Genomic DNA, 17,664 nt, shown 5'->3' with positions numbered 1-17,664 from the left:
TTATATAGTGATGAATTTTTATTAAAATTATTGTTTTTCGATAATTTTTATATATTTGTTATCGTTTAACAATAATTAATGAAGATGAGAAAATTAAATATTTTAAAAAGTTTGGTTGATTTTGTATGGATTGTGACCTGCATACCTTTAATTGGTTTATTGCTCTTTTTTAGTGTTTTTATATTTTTAGATACAGAAGTTATAGACTTTATTTTTGAAGTAGATGATGCTCCTTTAGATGCATCAATGTTTTCGGCTCAAATTTTTATACTCTTGGGTGTTGGCTTATCGTTTTTAGGAATTTATTGTTTTTATTTATTTAGAAAAACATTACGATATTTTCAAAGAGTAAAACCATTTCATATTGATGTTATTGACAACTTTAATAGAATAGGACTTCTGTTAACCATTATTGGGATTTCTGGAGCTGTACTTCATTTTTTGGCACAATTGATTCTCACAAGTCAGTTTAAGGTTTATGTTGGTATTTCACCTCAAATTATGATTACATGCTTGGGTCTATTTTTTATGGTACTAAGCGAAGTTTTTAAAATTGCTAAAGCAGCAAAAGAAGAAAATGAATTAACTGTTTAATTATGAATTTTAAATCTGTTCTCATACATCCATTATATTGGTTTTTTAATATTTCATTTTATTTTCTAATTCTATGGCTGATTGTTTCATTTGCATCTGATATTTTTACTGATGACGGAAAGTTTGGTAGATTTTCTTCAGGTAACCATCATAATATAGGCTACCAATTACCTGTAAAATTCTCGATTAGTCCTAAAGAGCCATTATATAACAACGAACTTTATAAATTAGAAAAGGAGGTTTATAATAAATCAGGTTATAAATATTCTGTAGGAAAATCTGAATACTTAAAGGCTATAAATTCAAAAGATTCAATAAATCATAAATCTATAGTAAGTATACATAATAATAGTACAATAGATTATTATAATCTTACTTCGACATCATTTGTTAGTGATGGATATATTACGGTAGACCCAAAAACTTTAAGTAATAAAATAGTTATAATTTTTAGATCATATCTAGGTTTTTTGCTATTAATAATTGTGTTCTTTTTTTTAAAGAAAATATTTAAACTGTTAATTGAAAATTTTAAATTTTCTCAAAGACTTTATAAGAATGTAAATATTGTTGGTTTATTATTGATAGGCCACACCTTATTAAAGTCGCTCGCTAACTTTTATTTAGGTAAGAACTTCCAATATGCTAGTATTAAGCCAATAAAAAATAATATAAATTATGTAGCTATATCTATGAACCCACGCTTGGATTTTGAGTTTACGTTATTTTTATTAGGTTGTGTACTACTTATCTTAAGTACTTTACTGTATAAAGGGAGTCAAATACAGGAAGAAAACGAATTAACGATTTAATTATGCCAATAGTAGTTAACCTAGATATCATGCTGGCTAAACGTGGTATGAAAAGCAACGAACTTGCTGAAATCATTGGTATTACCACAGCTAATCTTTCCATCCTAAAAACTGGAAAAGCTAAAGCCATCCGATTTTCAACTTTAGAAGCTATCTGTAAAGCATTAGAATGTCAGCCAAGCGATATTTTAGAGTATGTAGAGGACTAAAATAAAAGTGTTAAATAATACTTAGACCTGTTAGGTTTTCAAAACCCAACAGGTCTTTTTTATATCTTTACATCTATGTATGCACTTGTAGATTGTAATAACTTTTATACCTCCTGCGAACGGGTTTTTAATCCTAGTTTAAACGGTAAACCTGTTGCTATACTTAGTAATAATGACGGTTGTGTTATTTCTATGAGTGATGAGGCAAAAGCTTTGGATTTACCTTTTGGGGCACCAATTTTTAAGTGGGAAGGTTTTTGTAAAGCGAATAACATTAAGGTGTTTTCATCTAATTATCCATTGTATGGTGATATGAGTAGCCGTGTAATGAAGATTTTAGAACAGTTTACTCCAGATGTTGAGGTGTATAGTATTGACGAAGCCTTTTTACAATTCAAGGGTTTTAAGGATTATAATTTTGAAGATTATGGTAACCTCATCCGAAAGCGAATTTTAAAATGGACAGGTATACCAACTTGTGTAGGTATTGCACCAACAAAAGCACTAAGTAAGGTCGCCAATAAAATAGCACGAAAGTTTCCCGAACAAACCAAAGGAGTCTATGTTATAGATTCAGAAAGTTCTAGAATCAAAGCTTTAAAATGGATGAAACTCGAAAATGTTTGGGGTATTGGCAGAGGACTTCAAAAACGGTTAAATGCCAAAGGCTGTAAAACGGCATACGATTTTACACAATTGGATGATGAGTGGGTAAGACAAACATTTTCTATTACCGAATGGAAACTCAAAAAAGATTTAGAAGGTATTCCAAAGATAGAATTAGACGAGCCAACTCGTAAGAGAGCCATTGCCACAACAAGAAGCTTCGATTATACTTACGATGATATCAACTATATAAAAGAAAGGGTTTCTACCTTTGCAACAAGTTGTGCCGAAAAGTTACGGAGACAAGGTTCTAGTTGCCATATGGTTATTGTATCTTTAAGTAGTAACAGACATAAAAAAGAAGAGGAGCAGCATAGAGCAAGTACAATTATAAATTTTCCGTATCCTACAGATTCTTCTTTAATCATTAGCAAAGAAGCTACCAGAGCGGTAGATGCTATTTATAAAAAAGGTATTAAGTATAAAAGGGCAGGAGTGATTGTTACAGGTTTGGTGCCAACAGACAATTATCAGCTAGATATGTTTGAAAGCGAAGACCCAAAGCATAAACCTTTAATGTCTGCCATAGATAAGATTAATAAAAAGTTTAAAGGAGACAAAATTAAGATAGGGAATCAGGATTTAGAACGCACTTGGAAAATGCGGCAAGAGCGCTTATCTCCAAGATATACAACTAATATCAATGATATTATTAAGATAAAATAGAATTGTCAGGCTGAGCGCAGTCGAAGCCATTATTTAGCAATAAAATAAAGGTTACGGTCATTCCTGCGAAGGCAGGAATCCAGAAACAGAAAAATAAAATAATAAAAGAAATTCCTGCCACAGTTTATCTTAGGCGTAGCCGAAAGGCAGGAATGAAAACATTCAAGTTTTTTATATAAAAAAACGGATTAATAACTATGAAAACACTGCAATCTCAAAACTTAACATTTTTTATTCCAGAACCCATTGAAGATGCTGGTGTAAATTTCTTTGACACAGGAATTTCGGCTGGATTTCCATCTCCTGCAGATGATTTTAAGGAACAACGATTGTCTTTAGATGATGAATTAGTAAAGAATAAAGAAGCTACATTTTATGCTAGAGTAAGCGGACAATCTATGATTGGTGCAGGTTTAGATGATAATGATTTGTTGGTGATAGATCGAAGTCTTGAGCCAGAAAATAACAGAATAGCAGTTTGCTTTTTGGATGGTGAATTTACGGTAAAACGTCTAAGAGTAGAAAAGGGAGAAGTATGGTTACAACCCGAAAATCCTGATTACCCAATTATAAAAATCACCGAAGACAATGATTTTGTTATTTGGGGAATCGTAACTAATGTTGTAAAAAAAGTGTGATATCTATTCTTCTTTAATCCCATAATCCGAAGGTAAGGAGTCTCCTAAACGTTGACTTCCTAGAGCTCCACTAAAGTAGACTCCAACAATAGGTGAGTAGTTTCCAAAACGGTCTAAAACAAAGTGGTCTACCTTTATTTGTATCTCAGATTGAATATCCTTATCGTATAGAATAGAAACTTTATCTTCTAGACTTACCTTTTTTAATGTAGTCTCTTCTATAGTTTCAATTTTAAAATACTCCCATTCATTTACTCTGAATTTTCCGTGAAAAATCCAATAACCATTTTCTTCTAAAGATTTGTTGTAAAGGGACCTTAAAAAATGCTGAACCGAGCCTTGGTAAGCTTTCTCTCTATTTTTTTCAGCTTTATTTTCCTTAAAATCTTCAATGTTTTTGTAGAAAGACGTACCAAAATAAGACACAGAGTTTACAGTAAAACTATTGCTTTTAGGATTTACATATCTAAACGATACCTCAAAATCTATAAGGTCAAACGACACATTATACTGTAACGCTTTATTTATAATCTCAATTGGTGCTTTAGCGCTAGCGTAAAGGGCTTTGTTGCGTTTGTCGTATCTTAAAATAATATCGTCTTCATTTTGGATTTCGCATGATTTGGCAAACTTGGAAGTTCCTAGAAATTCTTTTCTAAAAAGTTTTAGTTTTTGTTTTCGAGTTAAGCCATCATCATACTCAAGGTAGACTTCATCAAGCTCATTTTTAGCTTCAATAAGTTCAACTGTTATGTCATTTTTTGATCTAAAGTCTGAGATTAAAACTTTTTCATAACCCAGATAAGAAATTACGAGTGTAGACTGTACGGCATCCGTATAGGTAATAGAAAATTCACCTTTTTCGTTGGTGGTGGTACCGATGGTTGTATTGTCAAAATAAACGGAAACGGTTTCTATGGGTTCTTGCGTGGCTTTATCAACGACCGTTCCGGTTAGTGTTTGGGAAAAACTAAGTGATGGAAGTATTAAAAATAGGATCCAAAATTTAGCTCTCATTGCCTTCCATAAATTTACGTTCAAGCTCCGCCTGAAACTCTTCCATTACAGGTCGGACAGTGCTTTCAGGAAGATCTGCAATCTTTATATACATCAATCCATCCACTGCATTATTAAACAAAGGATCTACATTAAAAGCTACAAGTTTAGCATTTTGCTTAATGTACTTTTTTAGTAGCACAGGTAGTCGTAATGCTCCTGGCTCTACCTCGTCAATAATTTTGTCAAACTTGTTAAGGTCGGCTTCGGTTTCATCGAATACAAACTCTTTATCAGCATCTTTAAGTTTTACCTTAAACTCCTTTTTAGGGTGAACATACTGAGCGACATAAGGATCGTAATAGTGCGATTTCATAAACTCAATCATCAAACTTTTAGAAAAGTTAGAGAACTGGTTGCTTATGCTTACTCCACCAATTAAATATTTGTGTTCAGGATAACGAAGCGTTGTGTGCACAATACCTTTCCAAAGTAAAAATAAAGGCATTGGTTTTTGCTGATATTCTTTAATGATGAAAGCTCTTCCCATTTCTATGGAATTACTCATCATACGGTATAATTCTGGTTCAAAACGGAATAAATCCTGAAGATAAAAACCATCTATACCATAGCGCTCAAAAATTTGAGAACCTAAGCCCATTCGGTAGGCACCTGCAATAATGTTTTTTTCATTATCCCATAAAAACATATGGTGATAATAAGTGTCAAAACTATCTAAATCAATAGCTTCATTAGTGCCTTCTCCAACTTCTCTAAAGGTAATTTCTCTAAGCCTACCAAGCTCTCTGAGTATATTTGGTATGTCTTTTGCCGAAGCCAAGAAGACCTCATAATTTTTGCTAATAAGTAATCTACAATCATTTTCCCTAAGATTTTCGACCTCTTTGATCATTAGCTTAGAATCGATTGGAGTCACAATACGTTTTGGTAGTCTAGGTGACTTTACAGTAGATTTTATATTCTCGAAAATTTTAGGCTTATCCTCAAAAGAATTTGCCAACATATATGTTTTTCGTCTCAAAAATTCTGAAAAAGCAGGAAGGCTTTCAAATTCTTTTTGATCTTTTACAGAAATAGGTCTACCAATTCTAACTCTAATTACACGACGCTTTTGCGTAAGAAGTTCTGAAGGTAATTTAGCGGTTCTGAGCGTATCACTTATTTTAGATAGTCTGTAAAAAAGACGACTGTTTTTAGCATGGAAATAAATAGGAACCACAGGAACATCTGCTTTTTGAATCAACTTCATAGCAGCTTCTTCCCACTCTTTATCTACAACTAGCTTACCGTCTCTATAAGTTGAAACTTCACCAGCAGGAAAAACACCGAGCGGATGCCCTTCTTTTAAATGCATAATAGCATTTTTAAAACCCATGACACTGCTTTTTACGTCCTTTCGGTCTTCAAAAGGATTTACAGGCATAATATAAGGTTTCAGAGGTTCTATTCTATGCAGTAAGAAATTGGCGATGATCTTAAAATCATCACGCTGTTCTAGCATTAGCTTTAAGAGTAAAATACCATCTATTCCTCCCAAAGGATGATTAGACACTGTAATAAAAGGACCTTCCTTAGGAAGACGATTGATATCTTTTTCTGGAATTTCAAATTTAATCTGAAATTCATCTAAAATACCATCTAGAAATTCTAGATTACTTAGATGTTTATTACGGTTATATATTCGGTTTAATGTTGATATTTTTAATACCTTCATTAAAATCCAACCCAAAAACGTACCTAAGAAACCATACTTATCAGCGTTAATCGCTTTTGAAACTTCTTTTGCAGTAACTAATCCAGTATTAGATGTTTTCCCCATAAAACAAATGTAGTAAATGTTTACTTAGTTACAATTTGAACAGTTTCTTGTGTTAATTGCTTTAATAATACGGTTTTATCTTTCTCTAGCTCATCAATTGCCTCCTCATTATAATGCCTAACAGTATAAAGACTCACGTTTTCGTAACATGTGACGTTAAATTTTGCTTTGAGATGCTGAAGTAATTTCTCTAGATTATTATAAATATTTTCTATACAAACAGAAAAACTGATGGCAGAATTCTGAATGACATCAACCTTCATTTTGTATAAATGTAACAGCCCAAAAATTTCACTTATATTTTCTTCAACGATATAAGAAAAGTCTAACGACGATAATGAAATTAAAATCTGATTTTTCTTAACTATAAAGCATGGTATTTGAGGCTCAATAGTCTTGCCTTTACTCACACAAGTGCCATCTGCCTTTGGGTTTAAAAACGATTTTACATACAACGGAATTTCTTTGCGTTGTAAAGGTTGAAGCGTTTTTGGGTGAATAACAGAAGCGCCATAAAAAGCCAGCTCAATAGCTTCTCTGTAAGAGATTTGATGTAAGAGTTGAGCATTTTCAAAATATCTTGGGTCGGCATTAAGTACTCCTGGTACATCTTTCCAAATAGTAACACTGTTGGCGTTGAGACAATAGGCAAAAATAGCGGCTGTGTAATCACTACCTTCTCTACCCAAAGTGGTCGTAAAATTATTGGCATCACTTCCTAAAAACCCTTGAGTAATGTTGAGTTTTGAAGTGTCAAAGCCCGCTAAAATATTTTCCTGTGTTTGTTCCCAATTAACGTTAGAACGTCTATAATAATTATCGGTTTTTATAAATTCTCTGACATCTACCCATGAATTTTTAATACCGATTTCATTTAAATAATGGCTAACAATAGTTGTAGAAATCAATTCTCCAAAACCAATGGTTTGGTCATAAACATAGTTATAATCTGGTGACTTATTACTTTTAAAAAATAAGTTAAGTTCGTCAAAAAGTGCTTTTACGGCAGCAAAAACTTGATGCTGTTCATTTGAAAATAAATCTAGTAGAATTTCATTATGATATTTAATAATATCATGAATGGAACTTTGCAGTTCGGCTTTATTTTCAAAATAATTTTTGATGACGATTTCCATGGCATTGGTGGTTTTGCCCATCGCAGAAATAACAACCAAAGTATTGTCATAGCCAGTGGCTTTTAAAACCGAAGCAACATTTTTTACACCTTCTGCATCTTTTACAGAGGCTCCACCAAACTTATAGATTCGCATTTATAGTGCTTTTAAATAGTTTTCAATTCCCGTTTTATCAAGGTGAACCACATCCCAATCTCGCATAACGTTAGCCCCATTTTTTTCGTAAAACGTAATGGCAGGTTCATTCCAATCTAAAACCTCCCAACTTACACGTTTTACACCAAGATTTTTTCCATGTTTAACTACGGTATCTAACAGTTTTTTACCAAATCCTTTGCCTCTATGTTTTTCATTTACAATTAAATCTTCAAGATGAAGAACATTGCCTTTCCAGGTAGAATACCTAGTATAAACGAGCGCTAAACCTTCAACAGTATTATTATCTTCTATAACAAAACAGGTAAATTTTTTATCGTCTCCAAAACCATCTTTTTCTAAATCGGCAACAGTGACTTCAACTGCATCAGGTTCTTTTTCATAGATAGCTAATTCATTAATGAGTTCTAAAACTCTTGGCATGTCTTGTTTAGTGGCTAATCTTGGTTGGTTCATGATTGTTTTTTACAAAAGAATACCAAATATAATCTAAACTCAGTTGACATAATAATTTATTTACTTTACGAAAACGTTATAGTTACTATATTTGTACGATATTTGTTACGCTATTAATCAATATTAAAACCCAATTACATGTCCAAGAGCAAGCAAACGTTAGGTGAATTTATCATAGAAAATCAAGCCTCTTTTAAATATACATCTGGCGAACTCTCAAGACTTATCAATTCTATTAGATTAGCCGCCAAAGTTGTAAACCATGAAGTAAACAAAGCAGGATTAGTAGATATTATAGGTGCTGCAGGTGATACTAATATTCAAGGTGAAGATCAACAGAAATTAGATGTGTATGCTAATACCAAGTTTATTCAAACGATGACCAAAAGGAATATAGTTTGTGGTATTGCAAGTGAGGAAGAGGATGATTTTATTTCCATCAATAGCCAAGATGAAAACCACCAAAATAAGTATGTGGTTTTAATAGATCCTTTAGATGGTTCTTCAAACATTGATGTAAATGTTTCTGTAGGAACTATTTTTTCTATTTATAGACGTATAACTCCAGTAGGAACACCTGTTACTATTGATGATTTTCTTCAAAAAGGTAGTCAACAAGTTGCAGCAGGTTATATTGTTTACGGAACATCAACTATGTTGGTATATACTACAGGTCATGGTGTTAATGGCTTTACCTTAAACCCAGCTATTGGATCCTTTTATTTATCACATCCTGATATGCAGTTTCCAGAAGATGGAACTATTTACTCAGTTAACGAAGGTAACTACATACATTTTCCAAAAGGTATAAAAAACTATATTAAGTATTGCCAAATGGAAGAAGGAGACAGACCATATACTTCAAGATATATAGGATCGCTTGTTTCAGACTTTCATAGAAATATGATAAAAGGTGGTATCTATATGTATCCTAAAAGTTCTAAAAATGAAAAAGGAAAACTGAGGTTACTTTACGAATGTAATCCTATGGCTTTTTTAGCAGAACAAGCTAATGGAAAGGCGAGTGATGGTTTTACAAGAATTATGGATATTCAGCCAACAGAATTACATGAACGTGTACCATTTATTTGTGGTAGTAAAAATATGGTAGAGAAGGCCGAAGAATTTATGAGAGCTGCTGAATCGGAATAAATTTCGAATTCAAATAAACATAAGCGCATAAAAAAAGCAACTTTAATTTAAATTTAAAGTTGCTTTTTTGTATTGTAATAAGATGAAGTAGCTTATTTATTCATGTTTTTCATTTCATCAATAAAAGTATCTAAATCTACTTTATCGTAAGCCAAAGCCAAAGCTTTATCGGCAATATATTTTACATTTTGAGCATGAAATCCTAAACCAACACAAAGTTTTTCTAATAACCAATGTTGATTAGGGCCTTCAATATCATCTGCCCAAACCATACGAGATAAGTCGTATAAACGTTCTAAACGATTGTCGTAAGAATGTGGTGCATTAACAGGATGGTTTTTATAATCCTTTAATATTTCTGCATAATCGTGTTCCGAAATATCTAAGCGTGTAGCTAATCTGTCTAAGAACGCTTTTTCTTCATCATTAATGATTCCATCACTCATCGCTACTCTAACTATAGCAGCAAAATGATCTTCGTTACGCTTCTTGAAACCGCTGTCGAATAAATTTGAAAATGACATAAATTATTGTTTTTATAAGTGAACAAATATAAATCTATTAATAGTATTTTCAATAGAGAACCTTTCAAAAATTTTATATTTGCACTTTCAAAATAAGGAACTTGAGTAAAGACTTTATTTCCCAAACTTATCTACAGACTTTGCAACTGCAAAATCTGAAGAATACTATTGCCTTAGATCAAGGTAAAGTACACCTCAAAGGACTTGTAGGTTCTTCACTTTCAATTGTCGTTTCTGAAGCTTTTAAAACAGCCGAAAAACCTTTTCTACTCATTTTTGATGACAAGGAGGAAGCAGCTTACTATCTCAACGATTTAGAACAACTCATTAATGATAAAGATGTGTTGTTTTATCCAGGAAGTTACAGGAGACCTTACCAGATCGAAGAGACCAATAATGCTAATGTACTTTTAAGAGCTGAGGTACTTAACCGTATCAATTCCCGAAAAAAGCCATGTATCATTGTTACGTATCCTGATGCATTGTTTGAAAAAGTGGTTACCAAAAAGGAACTCGAAAAGAACACTTTAAAAATTTCCGTTGGAAATGAACTGAGTACCGATTTTGTAAACGAAGTATTGTTTGAATATAAATTCAAACGTGTAGACTTCGTCACAGAACCAGGTGAGTTTTCCGTAAGAGGTGGTATTATCGATGTGTTTTCTTTCTCTCATGACGAACCTTACAGAATTGAATTTTTTGGTGATGAGGTTGATAGTATAAGAACCTTTGATGTAGAGACGCAATTATCTACAGATAAAATTAAGAAGGTTAGCATTATTCCTAATGTCGCGAACAAGACTATTGCCGAACAGCGTGAAAGTTTTTTAAAATACATTTCAAATAAAACGGTAGTTTTTGCTAAGAATATACCGTTTGTGTTTTCAAGAATTGATGAGTTTTATACTAAGGCCGAAGATGCTTTCAAAAACTTATCAAGCGAAATAAAACATGCTACACCAGAAGAGTTGTTTTGTAATTCAGAACTACTAAAACGCCAGTTTTTAGATTACAACTTGGTTGAGTTTGGTACGTCTGCTGTAATGGGTACTGAGCTTATTGAGTATCACACAACTCCACAACCAGCATTCAATAAACAATTCAATATATTAATTGAAGATTTAAACGAGAATCATGATAACGGCATTACCAATTACATTGCCTGTGTAAGTGAGCAACAAGCCAAACGTTTTCATGATATTTTTGATGATCACGAAGGTGAAGTACATTACAAAACTGTAGTGATTTCATTGTATCAAGGTTTTATTGATAAAGAACAACAAATTGCGGTTTATACCGATCACCAGATTTTTGACCGCTATCATAAATTCCAACTTAAAAATGGCTACGCTAAAAAGCAAGCCATTACTTTAAAGGAACTCAACAACCTTGAAATAGGTGATTATGTAACACATATAGACCATGGTATTGGTAGGTTTGGAGGTTTACAAAAAATTGATGTTGAAGGCAAAAAGCAAGAGGCTATAAAACTGGTTTACGGTGAGCGCGATATTCTATATCTTAGTATTCACTCATTACACAAAATTACCAAGTTTAACGGTAAAGATGGTAAACCACCAAAAGTTTATAAACTAGGTAGTAAAGCTTGGAAAGCACTAAAACAGAAGACTAAATCTAGAGTTAAGGAAATAGCTTTTAACCTTATTAAACTTTATGCAAAACGTAAGTTAAAAAAAGGTTTTCAGTACGCACCAGATAGTCATATGCAGTTGGAGTTGGAAGCATCATTTATATATGAAGATACGCCAGACCAAGTTTCTTCTACAGCAGATATTAAAGCTGATATGGAGAGCGAACGTCCTATGGATCGACTAGTTTGTGGTGATGTTGGTTTTGGTAAAACTGAAGTCGCTATAAGAGCGGCTTTTAAAGCTGTTGATAATGGAAAGCAAGTTGCTGTTTTAGTACCAACAACCATATTGGCTTATCAACATTACAGAACATTTAAAGAGCGTTTAAAAGATTTTCCGGTCACGGTAGATTATGTTAATCGTTTTAGAACAGCCAAAGAAAAACGTGAGACTTTAGAAAGCCTAGAAAAAGGTGGTGTAGATATTATAATTGGGACACATCAATTGGCCAACAAAACAGTAAAGTTTAAAGATTTAGGTTTACTCATAGTAGATGAAGAACAAAAATTTGGTGTAGCCGTAAAGGAAAAGCTAAAAACCATTAAAGAAAACGTTGATGTACTTACGTTAACAGCAACACCTATTCCGCGTACGTTGCAATTTAGCTTAATGGCAGCCAGAGATTTATCGGTTATTACAACGCCACCACCAAATCGCTATCCTATAGAGAGTCATGTCATTCGTTTTAATGAAGAAACCATTAGAGATGCGGTGAGTTACGAAATTCAACGTGGTGGACAAGTATTCTTCATTCATAATAGAATAGAAAATATTAAAGAAGTTGCCGGCATGATTCAGCGATTGGTGCCAGATGCAAAAATTGGTATTGGTCATGGGCAACTTGATGGCAAAAAGTTGGAAGAACTCATGCTTGGTTTTATGAATGGTGAGTTCGATGTTTTAGTAAGTACCACAATTGTAGAAAGTGGATTGGATGTACCAAATGCCAACACAATCTTTATAAATAACGCCAATAATTTCGGGTTGAGTGATTTGCACCAAATGCGAGGACGTGTCGGACGAAGCAACAAAAAAGCATTTTGCTATTTCATTACTCCAGATTATTCTGTGATGACACCAGATGCTAGAAAACGTATCTCTGCTTTAGAGCAATTCACAGAACTGGGAAGTGGTTTTAATATCGCTATGAAAGATTTAGAAATCCGCGGAGCAGGAGATTTGTTGGGAGGTGAACAAAGCGGATTTATAAACGATATAGGTTTTGATACCTACCAAAAAATATTAAACGAAGCTATAGAAGAGCTTAAAGAGTCTGAATTTGCAGATTTATATAAAGATGATGGTAAGCCAAAACAGTATGTAAAGGATATTACTATTGATACGGATTTTGAATTGTTATTCCCTGATGATTATATCAATAATATTTCCGAACGTTTAAATCTCTATACCAAATTAAACGAATTAAAAACAGAAGAAGAGCTTCAGAAGTTTGAATCTGAAATTGTAGACCGATTTGGTGAGTTGCCTACTCAAGTTCAAGATTTATTTGATAGTGTACGATTAAAATGGATTGCAACTAAAATGGGAATTGAAAAACTCATCATGAAGCAAGGAAGGCTTATCGGTTATTTTATTCAAGATCAGCAAAGTGGGTTCTATCAAAGTGATTCGTTTTCTAAAGTTTTACAATTTATTCAGTTGAATTCTGGGAAGTGTAAAATGAAAGAAAAAGAAACCCGTAACGGTTTACGTTTACTGTTGACTTTCGACAATATAAAATCAACAAAACAAGCACTTACTGCGTTATCTGATATTAAATGAGTGAAAAAAATCACTTAAACCATTTATTTCTACTCACATTAGCTATGTTTTTTGTGAGTACTTCTGGTGCGCTTGGAAAATATATTGCCATGCCAACCGAAGTCATTATCTGGTGGCGCTCATTTTTAGCAGCTGTTTTTCTGCTCGTATTCTGTTTGTACAAAGGCATTGATTTAAAGATAAAAAACAGAAGAGATCGTTGGACATTTTTCATAGCATCTCTACTAATGGGAGGTCATTGGGTGTTTTATTTTTATGCCTTAAAGCTTTCCAACGTTGCCATTGGAATGTTGTCACTCTTCACATTTCCTGTAATCATCGCCTTTTTAGAACCCTTATTTTCAAAAACAAAATTTGATCCAGTAAGTATTCTTTTAGGCATTATGGTGCTAACAGGTATTTATATTTTGGCCCCAGAATTCGATTTAAAGAGTAGTCAGCTACAAGGTGTTTTGTTTGGAGTGCTTTCAGCATTATGTTATGCTATACGAATTCTAATTTTAAAAGGACACACAGCCAAATATAATAGTACAATGCTAATGTTTTATCAAGTTATAATACTTACAGTGGTATTAGCACCAGTATTATTTTTTATGGATACCAGTAATATAAAAACACAATACCCTTACGTCGTTTTATTAGCTTTAATAACCACAGCGATTGGACATACCATGTTTGTAAATAGCTTAAAATATTTTAAAGCGAGTACAGCAAGTATTATTGGAAGTGCCCAGCCTGTTTTTGGGATTATTATTGCCTATTTTTTCTTGAATGAGATACCAACATTACATACATTTGTTGGAGGATCTTTAATCATAGCTACAGTAGTTATAGAAAGTTTAAGATCAAGAAAAAAATAAGCACTTGTGGCTTAATTTTTGAGGTTAGCTCTCACGTAAATTCAATTCAAAAAAATGAAAAAGTTTATATTCCTAATAGTCGTTTTGCCATTTGTTGCTTTTTCCCAAAATATAAAAGGAACGTTTTCTCCAGCTGAAGATTACACGTATGCCTTTTTATACAGAGCAACACCAGATGGTGCAAATTATATTGAAAGAGGAAAGATGAATGATTCTGGTTCTTTTGAAATAACTCTAGATTCTACAGCAAAACCAGGTATTTATAAGATTGTTTATGCCATTCCGCCCGAAGAAAATAATTTCGATTTTATTTATGATGGTAATGAAACGGTCGATTTTAGTTTTAGTCAAGACGAAGGCATTGAATTTAAAGAGTCCTTAGAGAATAAATTATGGAATTCGTACTTAAAAAGTATGGATATGGTCAACCAAACTATTAGCAATTATTACACAAAGCAAGGTACGGACAAAGCAGCTTTTAAGGCTATTTTTAAAACCTTAAAAGAAACACAATCGGCTTATGAAGAATCTGCGGTAGGTAAGATGGTTTTGAATTTCATTAAAGCTAATAAACCCTATATTCCTAGCGACTATGAAGATATAAGCACTTATTCCAAAAACTTAAAAAGTCACTTTTTTAAGAATGTGGATTTTAGTAGTGAACTTTTACAGAGTTCTACATTTTTAACCGATAGGGTGAGTGGCTATGTTTTTAATATGATAGAAAACCCAAGTAATGAAGATTATAAAAGCTTGGTTGATGATGTTGCAAAAGCTATAAGCGACAACGATTTAGAAATAAAAACAAGTTTGTTAGAAATGCTTTGGCAGAATTTTTTAACCCTAGAGAATAATGACATGGCGAATTACATTACGGATAATTACTTGTTAGATTTAGCCAACAAAACCAATAATAAAGCTTTAGCGGAAACTATAACATCTTTCAAAAACACCTCAATAGGTACCAAAGCACCTAATTTTGAAATTTCTGCTGATGGCAATAATACAAGTCTCCATGATTTAAAAGGTTCGGATTATTACCTGCTTATTTTCTGGAGTAGTGGTTGTGGACATTGTTTGAACGAGCTACCAAAAGTAAAAGCGATTTTGGCCAATAATGCGCAAATAAAAGTTGTGGCTTTTGGTTTAGAAGACTCTAAAGGTAAATGGTCTTCAGCCATTAAAGATTACCCAGATTTTATACATACTATTGGCTTAGAAAAATGGGATAATCCCATAGTAACTACATATGGTATTTCTGCAACTCCAACTTATTTTTTACTAGATACTAATAAAATAATTAAGGCTAAACCTTATGACTATGAGGAATTAGAGGTGGTTTTAAAAGATTTGTAAATAGAAAAACGCTCAGTAAAGCAAGTGCTTTATCTGAGCGTTTTGAAACTAAATAACCAACCAAATTTAGTTTCATATGTTTTTTTATTAGGTGTTTCGAGTATTATCTCTTGGGTTTTCTACCTTTTTTGTTTTCTGTTTACGTTTTTTAGATTCGTTTTCTCTCTTCTGTATATTGCCTTCCGTGTCAGAACTTCTGTAGTAAGCAATGTAACCTCTACCTGCAAATTCATACACTGTACCAGAATTTGGGTGGTACAATTCTATTGTACTATCATTAATAACGCTAAGCTCAAAGAATTCATTGTCGAAGAAATCATAATCTAATGTTAATGTTTTTAGATACATATTTCCAGAAATATCTCCAACTCCATAGACACCTGTGTAATCCCAATAGATGTTATTTACATTATATACATTTTCACCTTGTGAGCTTCTAAACGTTGAGTCGTTACCACCAGATAAAAACTGTAAATAATTTTCATTATCAAACTCATTTATAGCTCCGTAGTTACTTGTGTATGTTTTTTCCCATGCATCATATTCTTGTAAGAAATAATGAATATTGTCGTAAAAAACATAGTCATAATCAAATGTAGAACGTTGGTAACCATCTAAAAAGTAAGAGGTGTCATTATACGGATTGTACAACTCAATAGTGTTATTATCTATTTGATAAATATCGAAAGTTTCAAACCCATCAATAACATGGTTAACGTCCAATATCATGTCATAAGCGTCATAGTTTCCTATTTGAACACCATAACCATTACCTTGGCTACCAATACCAACTAAATTATTATTGGCATATAAACGACCATTATCAAAAGTTAAGGTAAAAGCAATTTGTAAAAACGGTGTTTCTCCATAACCTTGGGTAGAATTGATATCTACATACCATAAATCGTAAGAGTGTAATAAGTTATCTAACGATATTCCTGGATTATTGTTTACAATGATGTCTTCTGTATAACAAGACGTAAATAATGTTGCGCTAAGGGCAAATCCTAAAAGTAGTTTTATTGTCTTCATAATCTAACGGTTTTAAGGTTATTACTTTAAGAGTTTCAAAACGTGTGCCAAGATTTTAATTCTTGCTTTTAGGCATAGCCATTCCATAAAAGTTTCCTTATTTTTGAAGGACTAAAACGAAACTATTTTTATGAGCAACAATAAAAAATATGCAGTTTTTGGTGCAGGAAGCTGGGCTACAGCCATTGTAAAAATGCTTTGCGAAAATCAAGACCAAATTGGCTGGTACATGCGAAGTGTTTACATCAAAGAACATATTTTAAAAGAGCTACACAATCCTAGCTACTTAAGTTCTGTGGAATTCCATACAGAACAACTAAAGCTTAGTAACGATATTAATGAAATAGCAGAGTGGGCAGATGTACTCATTTTTGTTATTCCCTCAGCTTTTATACATTCTGAATTAGAAAAGTTAACCGTAGATATTAGTGAAAAGACTATAGTATCTGCCGTAAAAGGTATAATGCCAGAGTCTGGTAATTTGGTAGGTGAACATTTTCATGATGTTTATAATATTCCCTTTGAAAACATTGCCGTTATAGCTGGACCTTGCCATGCAGAGGAAGTTGCTTTGGAAAGACTATCTTACTTAACCATTTCTTGCGCAGATCCTATAAAAGCACAAGCTATTGCCAATAACTTATCTAGCGATTATATAAAAACAAAAATCAGTGACGATATTATTGGTACCGAATATGCTGTAATGCTGAAGAATATTTATGCTATTGCTGCAGGAATTGCTCATGGATTGGGTTATGGTGATAACTTTCAAAGTGTGTTAATGAGTAACGCTATTAGAGAGATGAAGCGTTTCATTAAAAAAATGCACAAAATGAAGCGAAACATCAATAACTCGGCATATTTAGGTGATTTATTGGTCACAGGTTATTCTGTATTTTCAAGAAATAGAATGTTCGGTAATATGATTGGTAAAGGCTACACGGTAAAATCTGCTCAAATGGAAATGAACATGGTTGCCGAAGGCTATTATGCTACCAAAAGCGCCTATGAGCTCAATAAAAAGAATAAAAAGAAAACGCGTTTGCCTATTATAAATGCGGTTTATGATATTTTATACGAGAACAAGAATCCTAAAAAGGTGTTTCAGAAACTAACTGAGAAATTGGATTGATTTAA

At 32.8% G+C, this 17,664-nt stretch carries 16 protein-coding genes; 10 read left to right on the top strand and 6 right to left on the bottom strand.

The window, feature by feature from the left end:
- Positions 1–78 precede the first annotated feature (78 nt).
- The 5 genes from QGM60_RS05755 (at position 79) to umuD (ending at position 3,585) form a co-directional block, all read left to right on the top strand.
- Positions 79–594, top strand: a complete 516-nt coding sequence (locus tag QGM60_RS05755) for a DUF2975 domain-containing protein (RefSeq protein ID WP_281139273.1) — start codon at positions 79–81, stop codon at positions 592–594.
- Between the two features lie 2 nt (positions 595–596).
- Positions 597–1,406, top strand: a complete 810-nt coding sequence (locus QGM60_RS05750; protein WP_281139272.1) for a DUF2975 domain-containing protein — start codon at positions 597–599, stop codon at positions 1,404–1,406.
- A 2-nt stretch (positions 1,407–1,408) separates the two neighbouring features.
- Positions 1,409–1,615: a helix-turn-helix transcriptional regulator gene (locus tag QGM60_RS05745; RefSeq protein ID WP_281139271.1), complete on the top strand. Its 207-nt coding sequence runs from the start codon at positions 1,409–1,411 to the stop codon at positions 1,613–1,615.
- Between the two features lie 75 nt (positions 1,616–1,690).
- Positions 1,691–2,947 (top strand): Y-family DNA polymerase, encoded by a 1,257-nt coding sequence (locus QGM60_RS05740; RefSeq protein WP_281139270.1) that lies wholly within the window; start codon positions 1,691–1,693, stop codon positions 2,945–2,947.
- Between the two features lie 197 nt (positions 2,948–3,144).
- A complete protein-coding gene (gene umuD / locus QGM60_RS05735) occupies positions 3,145–3,585 on the top strand; it encodes a translesion error-prone DNA polymerase V autoproteolytic subunit (RefSeq protein WP_281139269.1) in 441 nt (146 codons plus the stop codon).
- A gap of 3 nt (positions 3,586–3,588) precedes the next feature.
- Here the strand turns inward: umuD and QGM60_RS05730 are convergent, their stop codons facing one another.
- The 4 genes from QGM60_RS05730 to QGM60_RS05715 are packed head-to-tail and all read right to left on the bottom strand — an operon-like array spanning position 3,589 to position 8,169.
- Positions 3,589–4,602, bottom strand: a complete 1,014-nt coding sequence (locus QGM60_RS05730; RefSeq protein ID WP_281139268.1) for a carboxypeptidase-like regulatory domain-containing protein — start codon at positions 4,600–4,602, stop codon at positions 3,589–3,591.
- Entirely contained in the window at positions 4,592–6,421 is a 1,830-nt protein-coding gene (locus tag QGM60_RS05725) for a lysophospholipid acyltransferase family protein (protein ID WP_281139267.1), read from the bottom strand. The genes QGM60_RS05730 and QGM60_RS05725 overlap by 11 nt, the downstream gene beginning before the upstream one ends.
- 20 nt (positions 6,422–6,441) lie before the next feature.
- Entirely contained in the window at positions 6,442–7,692 is a 1,251-nt protein-coding gene (locus QGM60_RS05720) for an aspartate kinase (RefSeq protein WP_281139266.1), read from the bottom strand.
- A complete protein-coding gene (locus QGM60_RS05715) occupies positions 7,693–8,169 on the bottom strand; it encodes a GNAT family N-acetyltransferase (RefSeq protein ID WP_281139265.1) in 477 nt (158 codons plus the stop codon).
- A gap of 138 nt (positions 8,170–8,307) precedes the next feature.
- Here QGM60_RS05715 and fbp point away from each other — a divergent pair, with 138 nt between their 5' ends.
- Complete coding sequence (fbp, locus tag QGM60_RS05710) at positions 8,308–9,321, top strand: class 1 fructose-bisphosphatase (RefSeq protein ID WP_281139264.1); 1,014 nt, start codon at positions 8,308–8,310, stop codon at positions 9,319–9,321.
- 92 nt (positions 9,322–9,413) lie between these two features.
- On the opposite strand, the gene QGM60_RS05705 is transcribed toward fbp, so the two are convergent.
- Positions 9,414–9,845 carry a TerB family tellurite resistance protein gene (locus QGM60_RS05705; RefSeq protein ID WP_281139263.1) on the bottom strand — a complete coding sequence of 144 codons (432 nt, stop codon included), beginning with the start codon at positions 9,843–9,845 and terminating at the stop codon, positions 9,414–9,416.
- 101 nt (positions 9,846–9,946) lie between these two features.
- Here QGM60_RS05705 and mfd point away from each other — a divergent pair, with 101 nt between their 5' ends.
- Genes mfd through QGM60_RS05690 form a run of 3 tightly spaced genes read left to right on the top strand, consistent with a single transcriptional unit; the run spans position 9,947 to position 15,495 of the window.
- Complete coding sequence (gene mfd, locus QGM60_RS05700) at positions 9,947–13,279, top strand: transcription-repair coupling factor (protein WP_281139262.1); 3,333 nt, start codon at positions 9,947–9,949, stop codon at positions 13,277–13,279.
- The gene (locus QGM60_RS05695; protein ID WP_281139261.1) at positions 13,276–14,139 is read left to right on the top strand and encodes a DMT family transporter; all 864 of its coding nucleotides are present in this window, start codon (positions 13,276–13,278) and stop codon (positions 14,137–14,139) included. Before mfd ends, QGM60_RS05695 begins: the two co-directional genes overlap by 4 nt.
- 54 nt (positions 14,140–14,193) lie before the next feature.
- Positions 14,194–15,495, top strand: a complete 1,302-nt coding sequence (locus tag QGM60_RS05690) for a TlpA disulfide reductase family protein (RefSeq protein ID WP_281139260.1) — start codon at positions 14,194–14,196, stop codon at positions 15,493–15,495.
- Positions 15,496–15,582: 87 nt separating this feature from the next.
- Here QGM60_RS05690 and QGM60_RS05685 read toward each other — a convergent pair whose 3' ends face one another.
- Positions 15,583–16,527: a nicotinic acid mononucleotide adenyltransferase gene (locus QGM60_RS05685; RefSeq protein WP_281139259.1), complete on the bottom strand. Its 945-nt coding sequence runs from the start codon at positions 16,525–16,527 to the stop codon at positions 15,583–15,585.
- A 130-nt stretch (positions 16,528–16,657) separates the two neighbouring features.
- Here QGM60_RS05685 and QGM60_RS05680 point away from each other — a divergent pair, with 130 nt between their 5' ends.
- Positions 16,658–17,659 (top strand): NAD(P)H-dependent glycerol-3-phosphate dehydrogenase, encoded by a 1,002-nt coding sequence (locus tag QGM60_RS05680; RefSeq protein WP_281139258.1) that lies wholly within the window; start codon positions 16,658–16,660, stop codon positions 17,657–17,659.
- The last annotated feature ends 5 nt before the right edge of the window (positions 17,660–17,664 follow it).

Origin of the sequence: Winogradskyella sp. SYSU M77433 (genome assembly GCF_029911945.1) — a bacterium.
Taxonomy (GTDB): domain Bacteria; phylum Bacteroidota; class Bacteroidia; order Flavobacteriales; family Flavobacteriaceae; genus Winogradskyella.
Note: the sequence above shows the minus strand (reverse complement) of the source record. Positions and strands in the feature narration are given on the sequence as shown.